The sequence below is a fragment of the Subtercola sp. YIM 133946 genome (assembly GCF_036553535.1).
Classification (GTDB): domain Bacteria; phylum Actinomycetota; class Actinomycetes; order Actinomycetales; family Microbacteriaceae; genus Subtercola.
On record NZ_JAZHPE010000023.1, the window covers coordinates 1 to 18,528 of the forward strand.

The following is an 18,528-nucleotide window of genomic DNA, read 5'->3' on the forward strand; positions in this document are numbered from 1 at the left end:
CCGTCAGCAGTCCCCTTTCTGAACGAGCAGGGGGTCAGAAAGTGACCCCCCTAACAGGAAGAACCAGTACAGAACAAAACCGGAACAGTACGCGTAAGGCGACAAGCGCGCCTGTGGACAACTCGGAGAAATGTCGGAGCTGACTCCAGCGGGCAGCCATGAATCTGGTCACCGAGGGATCGGTGAACGTTCGCGCCTACTTCCGTTGACCCGGCCCGAAGGTGGCCGTAGCAATGGCCGGGGTAAGGCCTGTTTTTCCCTGTCCCACTGCCCTCCCCGCGCACAGCGCGCTTCCCAACCTCCCACACCCACCACTGCGTTATCGGTGAGGGAGGTTGGGAAGTAAAGGAAAGGCAGTGGGACAGGGAAAAACAGAAACAGAAACTGAAGTTTGAGTTGGAGTGGAAAGAAGAGAAGAAATGGGAAATAGGGCAGAACCAGAAGCAGGTAAGGCGGAACGAGTAGGCAAGCTGATGGTGACAGAGGGCGTGTGACGTGGTTCAGATCACAGACCGCGACGAGCAGATGGTGGACTGGCTATCGACCGTCAGAATCGCAGACATCGACGCCATCCGGTGGGCGCTCGGCGCGTACCTCGGCACAGGCCAGCCGGTAGCGGTTCGGCGTGCGAATCACTGGGTCAGCCGACTTGCCCAGGCCGGCCTTGTTGACCGGGCACGGCCCACGTTCCGCGACAGCTCCATCGTGTGGGCCACCCACCAGGCCATCGGCAAACCCGCCCCCAACCTGTTCCGGCAAACCACACGCCACGAAGTCGCCGTCTCCACCGTCTCAGCTCGGTACCTCGCAGCAGGCTTCACCTGGAAACGCGACCGCAAACCATCAGGAATACTCGAGCACCAAGCCGACGGCGTCGCCCAAAAAGGCGAACACGTCGAACTCGTCGAGGTGGAACTCACCCCGAAAACGTGGCAACGATACAAGCAAATCTTCGACAACCACATCTACCGACTCGACCGCGAAGGCATCACCCAGATCTCGTACTACTGCACCGCAGACGCCGAAAGGATCGTCAACCGCGAAGCAGACAAATACGTCTTCCGAACAGAACGCCACCGACTCCTTGCGGTGGCCGCGTTCGATGTTCAAGGCCACTGGATTTCGGGAGACGACGGCATCGAACTCGCTCAAAGCAAAGAGCCGTCGAAACTCTGACGAGCCGATGAGACGAACAATCATGTGTGCAAAACGATCAAGACTTGATGCGCATTGGAGCATTCCTTTTCGGGTCCGCACTGCATTTGAGCGAATCGAACGACTCCCGCATCTATCGGTCTCCGCGATGATACGCGTAGTACTAATGAGCGGAACCATGCTCACGATTCCGCCGACGGTGAGAACCGCCCCGGCAGGGACGCATAGGACAGCAAATTCTCATTCTTAGGCAGACGGGGACGGTGGGTGTGCTTGTGGGTGGAGGGTGCCGCGGTAGATTTCGAAGGTGCGGGCGAGGCCTGGTGTTGTGGGGTCGTCGGTGATGGGTTTGTCTGCCATGAAGAGTCGGATGACGTTGGCGAGTTCGCCGGGGTTGCTGAAGTTGATGGCGTGGGCGGCGCCCTGAATTACGACAAGTAGAACGTGGTGCTCGGAGGCGCGTGAGAGTTCTCGGACTCGTGACGGTGGTGGCATGAGGGGATCGCGGCTGCCGATCACGGCGAGGGTGGGGACGCGGAGGGTGTGCATACGTTCGAGCATCGGATACCGGGTGAGGGCTTGGAAGAGTCGCATCGTGCTGGGGACGCCGAATCGGAGATAGTCCGGGGCTGCGACCTGCATCATCTTGCCGGGTTCGCGGGTGCCGTCTTGGGCAAGTTGGCGGATGGCGCGTCGGAGGGGTTGGTTGTGTATGCCGCCGGCGGGGGAGACGAGAACGGCGCGGTGCACGCGTTCGGGGTAACGGTAGGCGATTTCCCAGATGACCGGGCATCCCATGGAGTTGCCGACCAGTGTCGCCTTCTCGATTTCCCGGTCGTCGAAGAATCGCACTGCTGCGTCGGCGAGGCCTGCAACGTCGAGTGACTTTGGGGGCTTGCCGCTTCTGCCGAAGCCTGGTAGGTCTGGGACGTAGGTGTGGAAGTCGTCTTTGAGGAGTTCGGCGGTGGGGAGCAGGTATCGTCCAGAGAGGCCGAAGCCGTGCACGTGAACCATCACCGGCGCCGCCGGCGGCTGAGGTGATTCCCGATAAAAAACGTCCACGCCGTCGACCCGTGTCCAGTGTTCAGCCAGCGCTGATGCGGGGCGGCGCGGGAGTCGGCGTACGTTCGGGCGGGCGGGCATTAGAAGCTGCCGATGCCTTTGCCGATCATGACGACGCCGATGACGAGGAGCAGGACCGCCATGACGGTCGAATTGTTGTGCACCAGCCAGGTGCGGAGCGCCTCGAGCGGGCCCGCGAGTCTGGTGGAGGCGACGAGGTAGCCGAACACTGGTACCGCAACAGTCGATGCAGCGATGACGGTGAAAATGACGATCGCGACGACGTCGCTACCAACAGTGAGGCCACCGGAGCCGATGGCGACTCCCGCGGCAACTCCCATCAAGAGGTTCTTCGGGTTGAGGCCGGAGAGGAGGAAGCCGAGCACGAGGCCGCGGACGGGGGTCATGGTGTCGATCGCGGACATCCACTTGGGCAGCGCGGGTTCGGTGTCGCCGTGCGGGCGTGAGCGCCACTGTCTGATGGCCAGCAGGAGCAGGAGTGCGCCGAGGACGATCTTGATCACCCCGGCGACGGGTTTGGAGCCGTCTGAGCCGGCCGGGATGACGGCGGCGAGCAGGGTGAACACGACGACCGCGACGATGATGCCGAGCAGCCAGCCGGTCAGAAACCCGAGGTTCGTACCTCTCGCTTTTGGTGAGAGCAGCATCAGGATCGCGGCGATGATTGGGATGGGGCTGATCGCGACGCCGAGTGCGAGGGGGAGGATCTCTCCAACGACCGAGTTCACTGGGGTTGCTCCTTCTTTGTGGTGGCGAGAGCAGCGATCGCTGCCCGGTTAGTGGGGTAGACGGTTTCGTCGTCGAGGAGTTCGAGGGCGTGCATCCGTTCGATGATCTGTTGCCGGGGTCGGCTGAACGACACGGTGACAGGTTGTGCTGCGAGCCAGGACTTCAGGGATTCGAACGCTTCGGCGCCGGTGACGTCGATGTCGGTGACGGCTTCAAGGTCGAGCACGACGTGTCGTACGTCTGGGGCTGAGGTGACGGCGTGTTTGACGGCGTCGGCGAAGACCGATGCGTTGGCGAAGAACAGGGGAGCGGCAATCCGGATGACGACCACCCCCGGTGCTGTTGCCGTGCCGGCGACTGCCGGGTTCAGGAGGGAGGAATCTGGTTCGCCGTTTGTGGCGAGTACGTCGATCGCGGGGGCAGAGGCGCGCTTGGCGAGGTTGATGAGGGCGAGCACGAAGGCGACGCCGATTCCGGGAATAGCGCCGACGAACAGAGTCACAAGAAAGCAGACCGCTCCGACGGCGAATTCGAAACGGTCCTGTCGCCACAGCTGTCGGAAGTCGGCGATGCCGAGCATGGGGAGGATCGCGACGCCCACGATCGCGCCGATTGCTGGGGAGGGGATATGTTCGAGCAGGCCTGTACCGAACAACAGGAGGAGAAGGGTGCCGGCGGCGGCGACGAGGCTGGGGAGCTGGGTGCGTGAACCGGCCTGGTCCATGGCGGCGGTGCGGGACGTGGATGACCCGACAGCGAAGCCGCCGGTGGCTCCGGAGGCGACGTTGGCGAGCCCGAAGGCGAAGAGGTCGCGGTTCGGGCTCGTGTTGTAACCGCGCTTCTCGCCGTAGCTACGGGCCACGAGCAGGCCCTCGGCCATGGTGACCATCGTGAGCGCGATTGCCGAGGGGACGAGGGCAAGCCAGGTGCCCCAGCCGAGGATGGGCCATGTGAAGTTCGGGGGCCCGGCGTCGACGGGGCCGAGCACCGAGACGCCGTGCAGCTCCAGGCTCGTCGTCACCACAACGACGGTGGCGACGATGAGCACGACCAATGCCCAGGGAACCGCGCGCGCGATCCGCCTGCCGAGCAGAAGTACCACCACGGATGCCGCAGCGATCAGGACCGACCATCCGTTGAGCGTAGGAAGTCCGGCGACGAGTCCTGCGACTTTGTCGGTGAATTCGCCACCGGAGTCGATTTTGATGCCGAGCATTTTCGCGAGCTGGCTGACGAGGATGTCGAGGGCGAGCCCGCCGACGAAACCGACGAGGATTGGTTTGGAGAGAAAGTTCGCGAGAAACCCGAGCTTGAACACGGCGGCGAGCACGAAGAGTGCTCCAGAGATGATCGCCTGTGCGAGCGCCATGGTGAGGTAGTTTGCGCTGCCCGCGATGGCGAGCCCGCCGACAGACGATGCAACGAGGGCGGCCGCTGCCGCGTCCGGTGACGCGACGACCTGCCGCGACGACACGACGAGCGCGTAGACGATAGCCGGCAGCACGAGTGCGTAAAGGCCGGCTGTCGGCGGCAACCCCGCGATCTGGGCGTAGCCGATGTTCAGCGGCACGGCGATCGCCAACAGTGTCACGCCGGCGACGACCTCGGTGGCAGCGTTTCGCCAACTCAGCCCGGCGAGCAGTCCGCTCCTCACCGGGCGAGCTCACTTCGGGGCGGGCCGAGATGCGGCAGAGATTTGATCATTTCGGCCCCGTTCTTTTCGCCCCAGGTGTCTCCCTAGTGTGGAGCACATGAACAGGCTTGTCACGCACGCATTATTCGCGGTTTATTTGCGTCTGGACCCTAATATGCTGAACAGATCGACCCCAGTGCTGGGGTGAAAACTGGCTGGGGAGCAGTTGGCCTCCGCCCCACTATGGAGGAGCTGTCATGGCCGACCTGATCGTCATCGCTTTCGATTCCGAACCCCAAGCGGAAGCGGCGTACAACGAGATTCAATCGCTGCAGAACGACCTCGTCGTTGAGCTCGCCGGCCTGGCGCTGGTTAAAGTTGACGGTGAAGGAAAGACGAAGGTCGAATACCCCGGCGCTGTCGGCAAGGTCGGGCTCGGTGCGGCTGGTGGAGCGCTGTTTGGCACGTTAATCGGAATCCTCTTCTTCGTACCGTTCGTGGGCCTGGTCTTCGGTGGCCTATTCGGTGCACTCTTCGCCGGCATCGATAAGACCGGTCTTGACGCCGAGTTCCGGGAGCGTGTGAAGAACACCGTCACCGCGGGCAAATCCGCCGTGGTCGTGTACGCCACCAAGCTCACCGAAGACAAATTCGCCGCCGCTCTCGCGCCGTACCAGGGCACCGTGGTGCAGACCTCGCTCTCCGCTGACGACGAAAAAACCCTCATTCACGACCTCGACGCGAAATAGTCCCTCTTACTCAGGGTCTACGGCCAAGCGACAGGAAACGTTATGACTCACTCACACCGGCCCGCATCCGCCGCCAGCGCGAAGATCAATCACGACGCACTCGAGCGTTATGCGATGGATGATGTTCAAGACTTCGAGGATGCCGAGAAGGGGCTGATCGCCCGGTTCAACGGGCCCGTCGTGCGTTCTGACGGGCACGTGATCTTTGACCCGGCGTGGTTTGATTTCATCGCCGACGGGGCGCCTGCGCCAGACTCGGTGAACCCGAGCCTGTGGCGGCAGTCCCAGATCATCAAGAAGGGTGGCCTGTATAAGGGAACCGATCGGCTCTACCAGGTGCGCAACAACGACATCGGTGACCTGACCGTGGTCGAGGGCGATGACGGGCTGATCGTCATCGACTGCATGGCCGGGGTCGAGAGCGCTCAAGCGGGCATGGCGCTAATTCGTGAGCATGTCAGCGACAAGCCCGTCGTTGCCGTCATCTACACTCACACCCACGCAGACCACTACGGCGGAGTGAAGGGCGTGATCGACGCCGCCGACGTGGCCTCGGGCAAGGTTCCGATCATCGCTCCGGGCACGATTGCCTCGTTCGACAAATTCGCGATCGGTGAGAACGTGGTCGCCGGTAACGCGATGGCCCGCCGTGCGCAGTACGCGTTCGGAACTCTGCTGCCGTACGGCGACCATGGGTTCGTCAGCTGCGGGATTGGTGTCGCGACGACGCTCGGCCCGAAGGTGTCGTACATCTCACCCACGGACCCGATCACCGAGACGGGGCAGAAGCGAACCATCTCGGGAATCGAGTTCCAGTTTTTATACGCGCCCGATACCGAAGCGCCCGAAGAGATGCACGTCTGGATTCCCCAGCTTGGCGCTCTCACCTGCGGCGAGAACGCGAACCACGGGCTGCACAACATCCAGACTCTCCGTGGCGCCCGCACCCGCGACGCCCGCAACTTCGCCCGCTACCTCGACGAGACGCTGCAGCTCTGGGGCGACGACGCCCAGGTGCATTTCGGGCCGCACACCTGGCCGGTGTGGGGCAACGAGACGATCGTCGACTTCATCGAGTCGCAGCGTGATACCTATAAGTTCATCCACGACCAGGCGCTGAGGTACGCCAACAACGGTTATACCCCGTTGGAGGCCGCGGAGGAGATCGAACTGCCTGACGAGCTCGGGCGCCGCTGGTTCAACCGCGGTTATCACGGCACGCTGCATCACGACATCCGTGCTGTCTACACGAAGGAACTCGGGATGTGGGACGGTGACCCGGTCTCGCTGCACCCGCACCCGCCGGTACAGACGGCTAAGCGGTACGTCGACTTCATCGGCACCGACAAGATCATCGCCGAAGGGCAGCGTGCCCTCGACGATGCCGACTACCGGTGGGCCGCTCAGATTCTGCACCACGTCGTCTTCGCCGACCCTGACAACATTGATGCCCGCGAGCTGCAAGCCCAAGCGTACGAGCAGATGGGCTACCAAGCGGAGGGGCCGCAGTGGCGGGGCATCCTGCTGACCGCGGCTCTCGAGCTACGTGAAGGCGTACAGCCCTCAGCGTTCAGTACCGCGAGCCAGGACTCGATCAACGCGATGCCAATCGACATCCTCTTCGACTTCGCAGCCGTGCACCTCGATGGCGCACGAGCCGCCGAGACCGACATTTCGTTCGACTTCGAATTCACCGACCTCGATCAGACGTGGTGTGTCCGTGTACATCGCGGTGTGCTCATCGCGCGTCACGGCGCGAGTAGTGCACCCGTGACCGTCACCGGTCCGAAGGCGGCCCTCGTCGGCGTCATCTTGCAACCCGCCATCGCCGGTCGACTTGCAGAAGCAGGCAAGATCACCGTCACGGGTGACGACACCATCCTGCCCGAGTACGCGACGCTGCTCGATGAGTTCAACCCCCAATTCCCGATCGTCACCCCGTGACGGCAGCGAAGGCACTCATAAAGTGCGCGGCTGGTGGGGGCTACTCGCAGGCATACACAATCAGGAAGTAGTCAGATGAATGCTCGTTGGAACGATCTGGTCAACGCGCCCTTCGAAGGTGGGTATCCGACGCCGGAGGCGACGAAACTACTGAAGCAAGAGGCCCAGTTCCAACGGGCGGTTCAGCTGTACGACTGGGCGCTGCCGGCCGTGGCGCTGGAATCAATGCGTGTCGCATGTGCTGAGGCGTTCGGGAGCGGTTCGAACACGATCGTGCGATGGCGCCGGATCGGCCCAGAGACCCTCGCGGTGACCTCCAACCCCGATGTGAGTTACGCCTTCGCGTGGCTCGACCTGAAGACCGACGGGCCGACCGTGGTCGAAGCCGCACCAGATTTACAGGGCTTGATCGATGACGCCTGGCAGCGCCCCATCACTGACATCGGTGCTGCGGGCCCGGATCGCGGTGCCGGTGGTCGCTTCTTGATTGTGCCGCCCGGTTACGACGGCCCGATCCCGGACGGATTCTTCGTCTGCCACAGTCTCACCAACCGCGTGTTCGTCTTCCTTCGTGGCTTCTTCAGCGCAGAGTATCCAGATGCGGGTCTTGCTCAGATTGATCAAACCCGCATCTACCCATTGGGCGCTACCGACCCGGCGCCGGTGAGCCTGGTTGATGGGGTCGGGGTGCCGATGAATGGTCTGCCCCCGGTCGACAGCAGCTACTTCGACCGGCTCGCGCAGATCTTCGATTACGAACCCGCGGAGCCTGAGCACTTCACCATGCGCGGCTTCGCCGCATCAATCGGCATCGTTCAGGGCACCCCGTTCGAGACCTCCCCGGAATCCCGTGAGCTGCTCGACGCCGCTGCCGCAATCGGCGACAAGATCGCCGCAGCCATCGCGTTCGCGCCGAGCGACGACATCCGGGTGTGGCCCGACCGGCGGTGGACCAGCAACATGGTGCCCGGCCCGAACGTGATCTCTGACCCGCAGTTCAAGGCAGCGACGTACCAGGATTTTGATGGCCTGATCACGTTCTTCTACTCGGCGTTTTCCACCTCGAACGCGATGTTCATCGCCATGCCCGGCAAGGGCGCCCAGTACGTTGGCGGCTTCTTCGACTCCGACGGGAACCGTCCCACGGGGGCGAACACGTACACCCTGCACCTGCCAGCGGACGTTCCGGTCGCGAACTACTGGAGCATCGTGCTCTACGACGCCGAGACGAGATGCCTCGTCGACAACGGATCGTCACTACCCTCGGTGGCGTCAAACGCAGCTGTTGAGCTCAACGCGGACGGTTCAGCCGACGTGCACTTCGGACCCAACCCACCCGAGGGCGAGCCGAACTGGATCCAGACCGTGCCAGGCCGCGGCTACTTCGTGGCGCTGAGGCTCTACGGCCCCACCCAACGGTTCTTCGACCGCACCTGGACACCAGGAGACGTCGCTCTAGTCGCCGCCTGAAACACACCAAACCCGCCCGTTAGTCTCAGGCCACCGGGGTGATATCGCCGAGTTTCCAGCTGCGATCAAAGTAGGGCTCAAGCGGCCCGTAGAAACGGAAGTACGAGAACCAGTGCCGCCCCGGGATGGTCTGCACCCAGTTCGACTCACCCGCCGCGGGGGCCGTGGGACCGAATCACAGGTCGACCGATCCGTCATCGTTCAGAGCGAGGTCAGGGTCGCGGGAGCCGCGGTCGCCGCGCTGCTGATCGTTGTCGATCAGGCACCTGGTGTCGATGTCGTAAACCGTCGCTGACCAGAATAGCTTCGCAGGCACGTTCGCCCGAACATGCAGCGTGTACTCCCGACCACCGTCAAGCCACTGGCCGTCACTACCGAAGTAGGCACCCAGGTACGCCTGACCGACACCGGGGGTTTGGCTCTTTCATTGCCGCAGCGAACGAGACAGCCTCGTAGAACCACGACGCCCGCTCGAGCAGCTCGTCATAGTTATCTCCGCGCTGCGCGGAGTTGTCCAGGACGATCGCGAGCTCCCAGGTGCGGTCAGGCCAGTAGGAGCCCAGCGCGAAGCATTTGGCGAAGATATTGGCCTGCGCCATCAGCAGAGTTGGTCGATGATGAGCCGTGGTGGGGTCTTGTCGATTATTCCGGTCCGATCGGCGGCAGCGAACACGACACTCATTGCTGCTGTCGCGATCGCGCCTGCGGATGCTCCATGAAGTAGACGCTTGCTGGCTCTCGGTGGGGTTGACGCAAGGTCATTGGGAATTTCATTCACCGTGTTCCTTTCGTCTGGTCGGTGTGAACCGGGCGCTCGTGGCTATTTCGCGGGGCCGCCGGAGGCGGTGTCGTCGTCAGCGCTGGTGGTGTTTGCGCCGGGAGAGGTGGTTCCGGAACCGTCGGGAAGGTCTTCCGCGTGGGGATGTTTTTCGGCGTGTTCGTTGGGGCTGGTTTCGTGTTCTTCGGTATCGGTCATGATGCTTCCTTTCAATCGCCGGTGCCTGAGCTGTCCGGTGGAGGTGGTTGTTGGTGTTTAGCCGGAGGGGTTTTCTGTGGGGGTGCCGTCGGGGTCGGTTTTGGTGTCGGGGTCGATGTGATCAGGGTCGACGTGTTTGCTGGTATCGGGGAGTTGTTGCGGGTCGCTCATTGTAATGCTCCTGTTTCTGGCAGTGGCGCAGGGTGTATCCGCACCGGGGGTGGGTTACTGGCCGAGGCCGGCGCGATCGACTTTGCGGTGGTAACGCATCCCGGTGAGGCCGCCGAGGATGGCTCCGGTGAGGCTTGCGAGGGCGGCGACGATCAGAGTGATGATTCCGGTTGCGGTGAGGGTGCCTTCGTCGATGGGGATGCGGGGGAAGCTGTTGAGGTTGCCGAGGATGTTGTATTGGCTGCCAGCGATCGCTGTTAAGACGGCGATCACGATGGCGATGACGACGGCCCACACCCACACGGCGATGCCTTGTCTGGCGCCGTTGAAGCGTGCCATCCGGCCGGCGACGCAACCGCCGGCGAAGTACGCAATGAACAGCACGATCAGGAGTGCGATGGCACCGATGATGGCGGCGGTGTTGGTGTTGTCGGTGATGGCCTGCGCGGCCTGGTTCGCGTCCCCGTTGCTTGTGCCGAGTCCAACGGCCGCCCCTGCCGCGGTCAGTAAGGCGACGAGGATGACCGCGGTCCCGGTGGCGGTGAGCCAGCCGAAAAACGCGGACCCGATCTTCACTCCACCGAACTGCGCCTTCTCACGCCCCAGGACATCTTCACGGCGGGTGTTCTGGGGTTCCGTCACGGTTGCTGCGGGGGTCGTGGTCGTGCCGACCGGGGCGTGCGTTGGTGTGGTCGTGTTCAGGTTGGGTGGGGGTGCTGAGGTGGTCATGGTGTGCTGTCCAATCGGATGGTCATTGTGGCGGGGAGGTAGCGATGCGTGGCCGGTAGTGATCAGGGGTTAGGAGACGAGAACTACCTGCTGTTGCGGGTGGTCAGTGTTTGAGGAGGCCGGCGAGGGGGCGTTGTTGTTCGCCTTGTTGCGCACCGAGAACGATGAGGACGCCGGTGAGGGTGGGGAGTACCCATTGCAGGATGCGTTGTTTTTTCTGGGCGGTGGCGAGTTCGACGGAGGAGCTGTCGGATGGGTCGGTGACGGTGTTGGCGCCTTCGCTGACGTGTTTGCCGATGGTGCGGCCAAGGAGCCCGGAGTACAGGGACGCACCTCCGGCGGCGGCGGTGATAACCAGTTTCACGGTGGTGTTGCTGCGGCTTCCGGGTTGGCTGGCGAGCCGGGCCTTGTTCCCTCCGATGAGGCCGATGCCGCCGATGCCATGCACGACGATCGCGGCGAGTTGCACGGGCGCCCATTTCGCCCACCCGGCCGAGGATAGGGCGAGGCGTTCGGCGGGGTCCTTCGCTTTCGCGGCGGCCCCGTTCAGGCCGACAGCGCCCATCAGGGTCCCGCCGAACCAGGCGGCGAGCCCTAGGTCGTGCATGCTCCTTACGAGCGTATTGCGTTGTGACATCGGTGTTGCCTTTCGATTAGTCGATGACTGCGTTCAGCCACTGGTGAAGGATGATGACGAGGGCATTCGCGTCCGTTGTAGGAGGCAGTGCGGGTCGTGGTGGTGACCGGCGCAAGAGCACAAGCTCCGGCGCTCCGGGCAGGTGCGGGTGGATCACGCGATGCACGTGCAGGCCGACTGTCTCATTGGTGGTGGGGCCGGTCAGGCTGTTCAGCGGATCCATTGCAGATCGCTTCCTGTGCGCCCGGTCATCGTCTCGGAAGCAATGCTTTTCATGTGCTCTAAAGCGCCGTCGAGAGTAGGAAACGAGGTCCAGTTGAATGTGGCTCCGAGCTGCATCACTTCATACAGGTCGGCACGTTTCTCAACGAAACCTAGAAGCGTCGTGATGCCGTCTGAGCTGTCACATTCTGCGACCCGCCACGCATGGTCGGCGATGCGTTCCACCTGCAACCCGGGGATGCTGTGGCCCTTGCCCGAACCAGCATGAAGCTGTAGGTGCGTTGCGGGTAGTGTGGTGCCAGTCATGGCGTTCTCCCAACGTGGCGCGGGCATGGACCGCTGCCACACAGTCAGGAGCAACACCGTCACGTTATGCCTTGACTATCGTTGTGGGTCACCCATTGACATAAGTGTGTACTCGGAACAGTCCGGAAACTGCGACGTGTTGATAGTTGAGCCGGGGCGCGGGTATCTGACGGCGGTGGGTTAGGCTCGGGAGTAGTTGCCCTGGACCCCGGCTGCGAAATCGTGTCGAGACGAGTGGACCCAGTGAGTATCGAGCAGCACACCGCGCGTATTCTGAAGCGCCTGAGCGATGGTGCGGTTCTTCGTGGTCCAATGCCGGCTCACCGTCTGGTTGATGCGTGCTGCGAAGAGGTTTCCGCGGTGGGAGTGTCGCTTCGGTGGTCCTCCGCGACCGCGGCCCCGTTGACGATCGCAGCGACCCCTGGTGTGGGGGAGGCGATGGAGCAGGTGTCGTTTGTGTTGGGTGAGGGTCCGCAGGTGACCTGCGCGGTCACGAACCGGGTCACTCTCCGCCCGTACCTTGGCGATACAACCGCGGAATGGGCTGGCTTGACACCCGAGGCAATGAGCATGGGGGTGCGGGCGGTGTTCGCTTTCCCGTTGCGTCTCGGCGCGATCAGTGTCGGTGTTCTCACTGTGTGGCGGGACACCGCGGGGCCGTTGCCGGAAGAGCAGCTCGGCGCGGCGCTGGCGTATGCGGCCGCCGGAACAGCGCTGCTTCTGCAACCACCGGTGGACGGTGGTGACGGGCTCCCGGCGGTATTGGAGGACCCGTTCAGTTTGCAGGCCGAGGTTCATCAAGCTACCGGAATGCTCGCAGCCCAACTGAATGTTGATCTGGCCGCCGCGCTGTCGTTGCTGCGCGCACACGCGTACAGCCGGTCGGAGCCGATCGCCGAGGTCGCCCGCGCGGTGATCGCCCGCACCCTTCGTATCACCTGACCGCACGACTATCCTGATCTCAGACGCTAAGGAACGCGCATGACACGAGAAACACGGCTCGCTGAAGTTTTCATCACTCTCGCCGATACCCTCACCGAAGAATTCGACGCCACCGACCTGCTGCACTACCTCGCGGACGCGTGCGTTGAATTGTTGAACGTGGATGCCGCGGGGATCATGCTCTCTGACCTCCGTGGCGGCCTGAAGCTCGCGGCGTCGTCGTCGGAACGGATCCACAACTTGGAACTGTTCGAACTGCAAATCGACGAGGGCCCATGCCTGGACTGCTTCCGCAGCGGCGAACCCGTGACCAACGTAACTATCCGGCAAGCGCAGGACCGGTGGCCGCTCTTCGTAACCGTCGCGGCCGACGCCGGCGTGCAGTCCACGCATGCCCTCCCTCTGAGGCTCCGCGGCGACGTGGTCGGTGCGATGAACCTCGTCTCCGACGACACTACCCTGATGACCCATGCCGATATTGCGTTGGGTCAGGCATTGGCGGACATGGCCACCATCAGTCTCTTGCAGGACCGAAGCAGCATCGCGAAGACGGACCTGGCGGATCAGCTCCAGACTGCGCTGAATAACCGGGTGCTGATAGAGCAAGCCAAGGGCATGCTCGCCGGGCAACTGCATATCAGCCCGGACGAAGCGTTCAATCTGATCCGCGCACACGCCCGCTCGAACAACAACCGGCTGCTCACCGACGCACAAAACGTCCTCAACGGCACCCTCACCCTCCGCACCTCTACCCGCTGACCGGTTTCCTCTTCCGGTTTTACTTTTGGCCCTTTAAGCGGCAGTGTTACTTCCGTACCGGTATTCCAGCCTCTCCTTCATTTCGTTTGAGGCAATCGCCGAGTTGTCGAGACGAACGTCGCCTTGGTTCCTCATAACCACAAAGGCACCATGATTATGGGTTTCCTGTATTACGGCAACGAAGCGTACCCGGTCGAGATCGACGACCGGCCGCTCGCGCACCTGAAGATCGCACTGCTGAGTCTGCTGCGTGCCGGGAAGAGCGTCGCGTTCTCCTTCGAACGCGCAACCGACGCCGGCAGCGGCCGGGAAACACTTTGGATCAACCCCACGACCGATCTTCGATTCCGGTTCAACGGCAACCGCCCCCCGCTCACCAACAAGCCCTGGGTGAAAGCGATGATCACCGCCGCACAATCCCCGACCGGGCTCCGCCTCATCCCCTAACCCGACGTCGTAACTGCGCCGGATCTTGCAGCCGTCTGACCAGACACCACCCCCACCAGCGCGGCCGTGCGGGTGAGGGCGTGTTCTAGGGTGTGGTTCCGGTGAAGTCGTCAAGGTCATAGAACGCGAAATCCGGGAACTCAGTATCTGCTGATGACGCGATGATCGGGCGCGGTGCGCGCTGGATCCGGACCGCGGTTGCAGGCGTCACCAGTACCCGGACCGGCTGAGAGCCTCCATCGAAGACCTCAACGAACGCCCCGCCAATCCGTACCGCGTCCATGATTCGGTCCTCGAGATCAGCGATATGACCGTCGCTGACGTCATGGCGATGGTCATTGATGTAGACGAGGTACGTCATTGCACGCTTCCGATCAAGAACACGGCATTCCAAGTGACTGTGCAGCCACGTTACGGCCCTAGCGGTGTCACCGAAAACCGGGTTGACCACACGAACCGCCTGCTGTAGATCTCGGTAACGGCCTGCGGCTGCCCGGCGTCGAGCAGCGCCCAAATCCGTCGATCGGGGTGCGAAGCCTCTGCCACGAGAAAGGAGACTGACGTCGCCTTCCGACGGATTTTCCGTGTGGGGATGCCCCGGTCTCCGGGTGGTTTTCGCCTGGCTCCGGGTCGTCCTCGGGCCCCGGTTCACGGATGATCATGGTGGCCTTCCAAGCAGGTTTTCTCACCACCGTCGGGTGAGGATGCGTCAGATCCCACATCCGTCGGTCTCCTGAAGTGGTCTCTCCTGCGAAACAGTACGCTTCCGACCGGGCCGATGGCGGGGATTGACGGCCACCACTTAGCACACCGCGCACCTCACCTATCCTGTCAACTCGTCACTGAATATCCGCTGGCGCCCCACGTTTTCCGAGTCTCGGGACGACTCGTGTTTCGGGCTGATGAAAGATCTGCGGAGACTAGTGCAATTCTGTCGGAGCAGCGTACAGTGTGCAGTACTGCTCCTGACCCCGGCCGTGACATCGTCCGCGCCGATATGAACGTCAGATCTCGCACCTCCCCGGCCGGGAAGGAAGGTGCTCTCACGTGCGACCACCAGCCTGGTCGTGCCATTAGTGACGTGGAGGGCAGTACTGATGGGAACCTTGACATACGACGGTACGGAAATCGAACTCGACGACCGTACCCTCACACATCTACAGATCGTGATCATCCAAAAACTACGCCGATGTGAAGCATTCGCGATGTCCTGGCCGATCCCCACAGACCTTGGCAGCGGCCGGGCATCGATCTGGTTACACCCCTCAATCCCGATCCACTTCCGCTTCCACGGCTCCCGAGTACCAGCCATCAACCCCGCCTGGCTCGCCACCCTCACCGAATCAGCGAACAGTTCGTACGGCCTGATCGTCACACCCGAAAACCCATCCCTGATAGGCGCAGCCCAGATCCGGCCAGCTAAAGGCCAACACGAACGCCACCTCGAACCGGCATAACCAAACCGCACGACGCACCCTGCTAGGATCTCGATGTTCAAGAAAGATTGCCAAGCCGTTGCCCGTTGGCCGTTCGGACTCATTTGGCCTGAACACGGTCGTCCCGGTCCCACTGCTTCGCCCGCCGCGCAGGTGCGCTCGTGATCGCCTCGAGCGGCAAGCCTGGCCTTGGCTACATGCCCGCCTTGCGTGACACCGAAACACTTTCCGCCCGCACAGGGCTGCTCTGGTTCATTGCCGCGTACCTTCCGGCGTTGCGGTCCGAATACCGCCTGCCCAACTTGCGGCAGCCTAGGACGACTGCTGATGGTTCAAGAACACGACCCGATACCACCCACATCAGGTCAGCTCTCACCGATCTCGGCCTCCAACGCATCGACGGAAACATTACTGAGGCCTTTCAAGGGCCGTACGTCTCGGCAGCGTGTGTGGCCTAGTCGGGGATCGGTGGGTATCCGCCGTCGGGGTGGGGGAGGGTGTGCATCCAGAGCATCGCGGCGTCCGCTAGTTCCAGAGCTGCTGTTGCTATTTCGACCGCGACTCGGGAGTCGTGCCATTCCGTGTTCCAGCTGTCTTCAGCCATCACGACCCGGCCCTCGTCGCCGAGCCGACGTAGCCGCCGCAACGACGCACGTATCTCTTCGCGGATGTTGTCCGCGCTCACCGGCTCCGTCATGAGGTCACGCTCGATGCAGCCGCATCGATGCCGGTTCCGCCATTTGCGGTTTGTTCGTACCTATATAAGGTCGCTCTGGACCAGCCGACAAGCCGGGCAGCGTCGGCGGCCGTCTTGCCGGCTTTCCGGGCGCGTCGGACGATCTCAAGTTTCTCCGCGACCACCTTCGGGTCGCTGACTGGTCGGCCGAACCGTGTGCCGGCAGCTTGGGCGACGGCGATGCCGGCGTTGACACGTTCGACGATGAGTTCGCGTTCGTACTCGGCCAGGGTGGCGAGCATGCCGAGCATCATCCGGCCCGTTTTCGTCGACGGGTCGATACCGTCTGACACAGACTGCACGCTGATGCCAGCCTGCTGCAGCGACTTGACGGTGTTCAACACATCAATGAGCGAACGCCCGAGCCTGTCGATTCGCCAAACCACCACGGTGTCGCCTTCGACGGCGTACTCAAGCAGCCGACTCATCGCAGGCCTACTCGCGGCGGCCTTCGTCCCGGATGTGACGTCGGAGAAGATGTCCCGCCGCTGCACCCCAATTCTGACGAGCGCGTCGATCTGCAGCTGTGCGTCTTGCGCCGCGGTGCTAACGCGGGTGTACCCCAGTAACCTCATGACGCCATCCTGCCTCAAGAACCCCTGAAACCACGACTGAGACACACGGCACAGTGAGATGAGTTTCCAAGACAACGGCGCGGGCGAAATTCCGGCGTTCTTTGATCACGATCACGGGGGAGCGGGGTGTCTTACTATCCTTTAGGTTTCTAGAACACCGCCCCGGTAACCAATTAGCTTATGGCGACGACGTCAGGCATCCGGAATGTGCCGTCATATAGCGCGGGTTCGGCGCCGTAGAACCGGATGGTCGGAAGAGGGCGTTTGCCTGAGGTCGGGATCCAGTTCGATTCCAAACCGTCAGGTGCTACAGGCCCGATGTAAAGCGATACTGTTCCGTCTCCGTTCTTGGTCATGCCGGGCACGTCGAACGCGGAGAGCGTGGTGCGATCCGATTCGGAGTAGATGAAGCTGAAGGTGGCGCGGTCGTAGACGGTCACCGACCAGAACTGGCGCACCGGCATGTCGGCCGGGATGTCCATCCGGTAGGTCTTGCCGCCTTGCAACAGTTTGCCGGTCGAGTCTCCGAATGCTGATAGGTATTCGTTCACCGGGGTGGTACTGAGTTCTTTGGGCACGTATGTTCCGAGGGCGTACTGCATGACACGAGCAATGGTGTCGATGCGGTCGTCGTAGGTGTACGTGAACCGGCGGTTTTCATCGGGCATGAAGAGTGAGAAGTAGTTGCGGTCGGCCCAGGTTCGCCGTTTGGGGGCGTTCTCGTCGTACCAGGCGTCGGCGAAGTAGTAGACGTCGATCGCGGCCTGCCGCATCGCTTTGATGGCGGTCTCGTCGGGGGTGAAGTCTCGGCCGTGTCGGATGCCCAGGGTTTCGAGCATCCCCATGATGATCTTGTCTTCGGTCTTCACCGGCTCCACGCTGACGATCGCGTGCACGTCATCGAAGTAGCGTTCGTCGTAGAACGGCAGGGTTGCGTACCGCTCCGTGAAGGGGTCGAGGAATCGTTGTTCGGGCGGGTTTTCGGCGTCGACGAGGTCGTACACGCGAAGCGTCTTAGCGTACCCGTACGCGTCGGCTGGGGTGCGGCCCGCAGCGGGAACGGATCGGAACGCGAACGAGATCCGGAAGTTCGGAGACGGAACGTGCAGAAAGCCGTCGGGTATCGCCTCGTCGTACCCGGGAGGAGTGATCAGGTACCGTGCACCGTTACCCGCGTCGAGGCCGGCCGGGCCGACGTCAGCGATCGTCAACTGCCAAGCATCGACGACCTGACCATACAGACTGGCGCCGTCAGACGCTGCGGGGAGATCGAGCACGACCGGTCCGTTCCGGAGGTCGGCGTACGCGGCGATGTACGGAATGGAGCTGTTCGCCGTCAGAGCTTCGAGTCGTGGTGACGCCGGAGCTGAATACGCCAGAATATCGTTGTTGTTCGCGCCGAGGTCATCGAATGCCGCCGCGCGAAACCGGTACATCGACACGGCAGGTATAGCCCACATCACGGCCTCGAACGCCCGCTGGTACTTCACCTGATAATCAAAATCCGTCACGGACGAGCGCTCGCCCGCCGCGGGCTGCCCGCCAAGGGGTTCCGTCACAGTGAGGGGGGAGGGTTCGGAAGTCATGGTCGGGTCTCCTGTTCGACGTGCGTTCTCGCGACGGCGCGTGATGCCGTTCGGCGTTCCTGTTCTGGATTTTAGGACAGCCGCGGGCGAGCTGGGTGGCGGTGGTCTTGGTCTCAGGTTCAGCTCTCTGTATTACGCCAAATGCTGCCCTCGGCTCAGCGTAGCGGACTGTCTGGTTCCACTAGTCGGACTCGCTCTTGCAGCTAGAGCACTCACCGGCGACCGCAGCTGACCAGGCCGCAT

Annotated in this window: 20 protein-coding genes and 1 pseudogene; 8 read left to right on the forward strand and 13 right to left on the reverse strand. The window is 62.6% G+C overall.

The annotated features are described in order from the left end of the window. The first annotated feature begins 495 nt into the window (after nt 1-495). The gene (locus V3W46_RS08255) at nt 496-1,176 is read left to right on the forward strand and encodes a hypothetical protein (protein ID WP_331782618.1); all 681 of its coding nucleotides are present in this window, start codon (nt 496-498) and stop codon (nt 1,174-1,176) included. Between the two features lie 225 nt (nt 1,177-1,401). On the opposite strand, the gene V3W46_RS08260 is transcribed toward V3W46_RS08255, so the two are convergent. The 3 genes from V3W46_RS08260 to V3W46_RS08270 form a co-directional block, all read right to left on the reverse strand. Continuing rightward, the gene (locus V3W46_RS08260; RefSeq protein WP_331782619.1) at nt 1,402-2,169 is read right to left on the reverse strand and encodes an alpha/beta fold hydrolase; all 768 of its coding nucleotides are present in this window, start codon (nt 2,167-2,169) and stop codon (nt 1,402-1,404) included. A 128-nt stretch (nt 2,170-2,297) separates the two neighbouring features. Continuing rightward, the gene (locus V3W46_RS08265) at nt 2,298-2,966 is read right to left on the reverse strand and encodes a GAP family protein (RefSeq protein ID WP_331782620.1); all 669 of its coding nucleotides are present in this window, start codon (nt 2,964-2,966) and stop codon (nt 2,298-2,300) included. Continuing rightward, nucleotides 2,963-4,621 (reverse strand): SulP family inorganic anion transporter, encoded by a 1,659-nt coding sequence (locus tag V3W46_RS08270; protein WP_331782621.1) that lies wholly within the window; start codon nt 4,619-4,621, stop codon nt 2,963-2,965. Before V3W46_RS08270 ends, V3W46_RS08265 begins: the two co-directional genes overlap by 4 nt. A gap of 236 nt (nt 4,622-4,857) precedes the next feature. Here V3W46_RS08270 and V3W46_RS08275 point away from each other — a divergent pair, with 236 nt between their 5' ends. The 3 genes from V3W46_RS08275 (at nt 4,858) to V3W46_RS08285 (ending at nt 8,763) form a co-directional block, all read left to right on the forward strand. Further along, on the forward strand, nt 4,858-5,349 hold the full coding sequence (locus tag V3W46_RS08275) for a DUF1269 domain-containing protein (RefSeq protein WP_331782622.1): 492 nt from the start codon (nt 4,858-4,860) through the stop codon (nt 5,347-5,349). A 42-nt stretch (nt 5,350-5,391) separates the two neighbouring features. Beyond that, on the forward strand, nt 5,392-7,293 hold the full coding sequence (locus tag V3W46_RS08280) for an alkyl/aryl-sulfatase (protein ID WP_331782623.1): 1,902 nt from the start codon (nt 5,392-5,394) through the stop codon (nt 7,291-7,293). Nucleotides 7,294-7,368: 75 nt separating this feature from the next. After that, nucleotides 7,369-8,763 carry a DUF1254 domain-containing protein gene (locus V3W46_RS08285; protein WP_331782624.1) on the forward strand — a complete coding sequence of 465 codons (1,395 nt, stop codon included), beginning with the start codon at nt 7,369-7,371 and terminating at the stop codon, nt 8,761-8,763. A gap of 25 nt (nt 8,764-8,788) precedes the next feature. Here V3W46_RS08285 and V3W46_RS08290 read toward each other — a convergent pair. The 6 genes and pseudogenes from V3W46_RS08290 to V3W46_RS08315 all read right to left on the reverse strand — a co-directional run bounded on the left by V3W46_RS08290 (nt 8,789) and on the right by V3W46_RS08315 (nt 11,804). After that, nucleotides 8,789-9,154 (reverse strand): annotated as a pseudogene (locus tag V3W46_RS08290) (DUF1214 domain-containing protein). Between the two features lie 429 nt (nt 9,155-9,583). Then, nucleotides 9,584-9,739 carry a hypothetical protein gene (locus tag V3W46_RS08295; RefSeq protein ID WP_331782625.1) on the reverse strand — a complete coding sequence of 52 codons (156 nt, stop codon included), beginning with the start codon at nt 9,737-9,739 and terminating at the stop codon, nt 9,584-9,586. Nucleotides 9,740-9,964: 225 nt separating this feature from the next. Further along, complete coding sequence (locus tag V3W46_RS08300; RefSeq protein ID WP_331782626.1) at nt 9,965-10,639, reverse strand: hypothetical protein; 675 nt, start codon at nt 10,637-10,639, stop codon at nt 9,965-9,967. A 103-nt stretch (nt 10,640-10,742) separates the two neighbouring features. Beyond that, nucleotides 10,743-11,246, reverse strand: coding sequence for a hypothetical protein (locus V3W46_RS08305; protein WP_331782627.1), 504 nt, complete (start codon nt 11,244-11,246; stop codon nt 10,743-10,745). Nucleotides 11,247-11,292: 46 nt separating this feature from the next. Then, entirely contained in the window at nt 11,293-11,499 is a 207-nt protein-coding gene (locus tag V3W46_RS08310; protein ID WP_331782628.1) for a hypothetical protein, read from the reverse strand. Then, complete coding sequence (locus V3W46_RS08315) at nt 11,487-11,804, reverse strand: hypothetical protein (RefSeq protein WP_331782629.1); 318 nt, start codon at nt 11,802-11,804, stop codon at nt 11,487-11,489. The genes V3W46_RS08310 and V3W46_RS08315 overlap by 13 nt, the downstream gene beginning before the upstream one ends. 243 nt (nt 11,805-12,047) lie before the next feature. Between V3W46_RS08315 and V3W46_RS08320 the strand changes: the two genes are divergently transcribed. From V3W46_RS08320 to V3W46_RS08330, 3 genes are all read left to right on the forward strand, one after another. Beyond that, nucleotides 12,048-12,746: an ANTAR domain-containing protein gene (locus V3W46_RS08320; RefSeq protein WP_331782630.1), complete on the forward strand. Its 699-nt coding sequence runs from the start codon at nt 12,048-12,050 to the stop codon at nt 12,744-12,746. A 39-nt stretch (nt 12,747-12,785) separates the two neighbouring features. Next, on the forward strand, nt 12,786-13,505 hold the full coding sequence (locus tag V3W46_RS08325; protein ID WP_331782631.1) for a GAF and ANTAR domain-containing protein: 720 nt from the start codon (nt 12,786-12,788) through the stop codon (nt 13,503-13,505). A 156-nt stretch (nt 13,506-13,661) separates the two neighbouring features. Continuing rightward, nucleotides 13,662-13,952 (forward strand): DUF7882 family protein, encoded by a 291-nt coding sequence (locus V3W46_RS08330; protein ID WP_331782632.1) that lies wholly within the window; start codon nt 13,662-13,664, stop codon nt 13,950-13,952. Between the two features lie 85 nt (nt 13,953-14,037). Here V3W46_RS08330 and V3W46_RS08335 read toward each other — a convergent pair whose 3' ends face one another. Further along, the gene (locus V3W46_RS08335) at nt 14,038-14,313 is read right to left on the reverse strand and encodes a hypothetical protein (RefSeq protein WP_331782633.1); all 276 of its coding nucleotides are present in this window, start codon (nt 14,311-14,313) and stop codon (nt 14,038-14,040) included. Nucleotides 14,314-15,049: 736 nt separating this feature from the next. Between V3W46_RS08335 and V3W46_RS08340 the strand changes: the two genes are divergently transcribed. After that, complete coding sequence (locus tag V3W46_RS08340) at nt 15,050-15,409, forward strand: DUF7882 family protein (protein WP_331782634.1); 360 nt, start codon at nt 15,050-15,052, stop codon at nt 15,407-15,409. 433 nt (nt 15,410-15,842) lie between these two features. Here V3W46_RS08340 and V3W46_RS08345 read toward each other — a convergent pair whose 3' ends face one another. The 3 genes from V3W46_RS08345 to V3W46_RS08355 form a co-directional block, all read right to left on the reverse strand. Continuing rightward, nucleotides 15,843-16,073 carry a hypothetical protein gene (locus tag V3W46_RS08345; protein WP_331782635.1) on the reverse strand — a complete coding sequence of 77 codons (231 nt, stop codon included), beginning with the start codon at nt 16,071-16,073 and terminating at the stop codon, nt 15,843-15,845. A gap of 8 nt (nt 16,074-16,081) precedes the next feature. After that, complete coding sequence (locus V3W46_RS08350; RefSeq protein ID WP_331782856.1) at nt 16,082-16,699, reverse strand: recombinase family protein; 618 nt, start codon at nt 16,697-16,699, stop codon at nt 16,082-16,084. Nucleotides 16,700-16,872: 173 nt separating this feature from the next. Next, nucleotides 16,873-18,210, reverse strand: coding sequence for a DUF1214 domain-containing protein (locus V3W46_RS08355; RefSeq protein WP_331782636.1), 1,338 nt, complete (start codon nt 18,208-18,210; stop codon nt 16,873-16,875). Nucleotides 18,211-18,528: the final 318 nt, after the last annotated feature.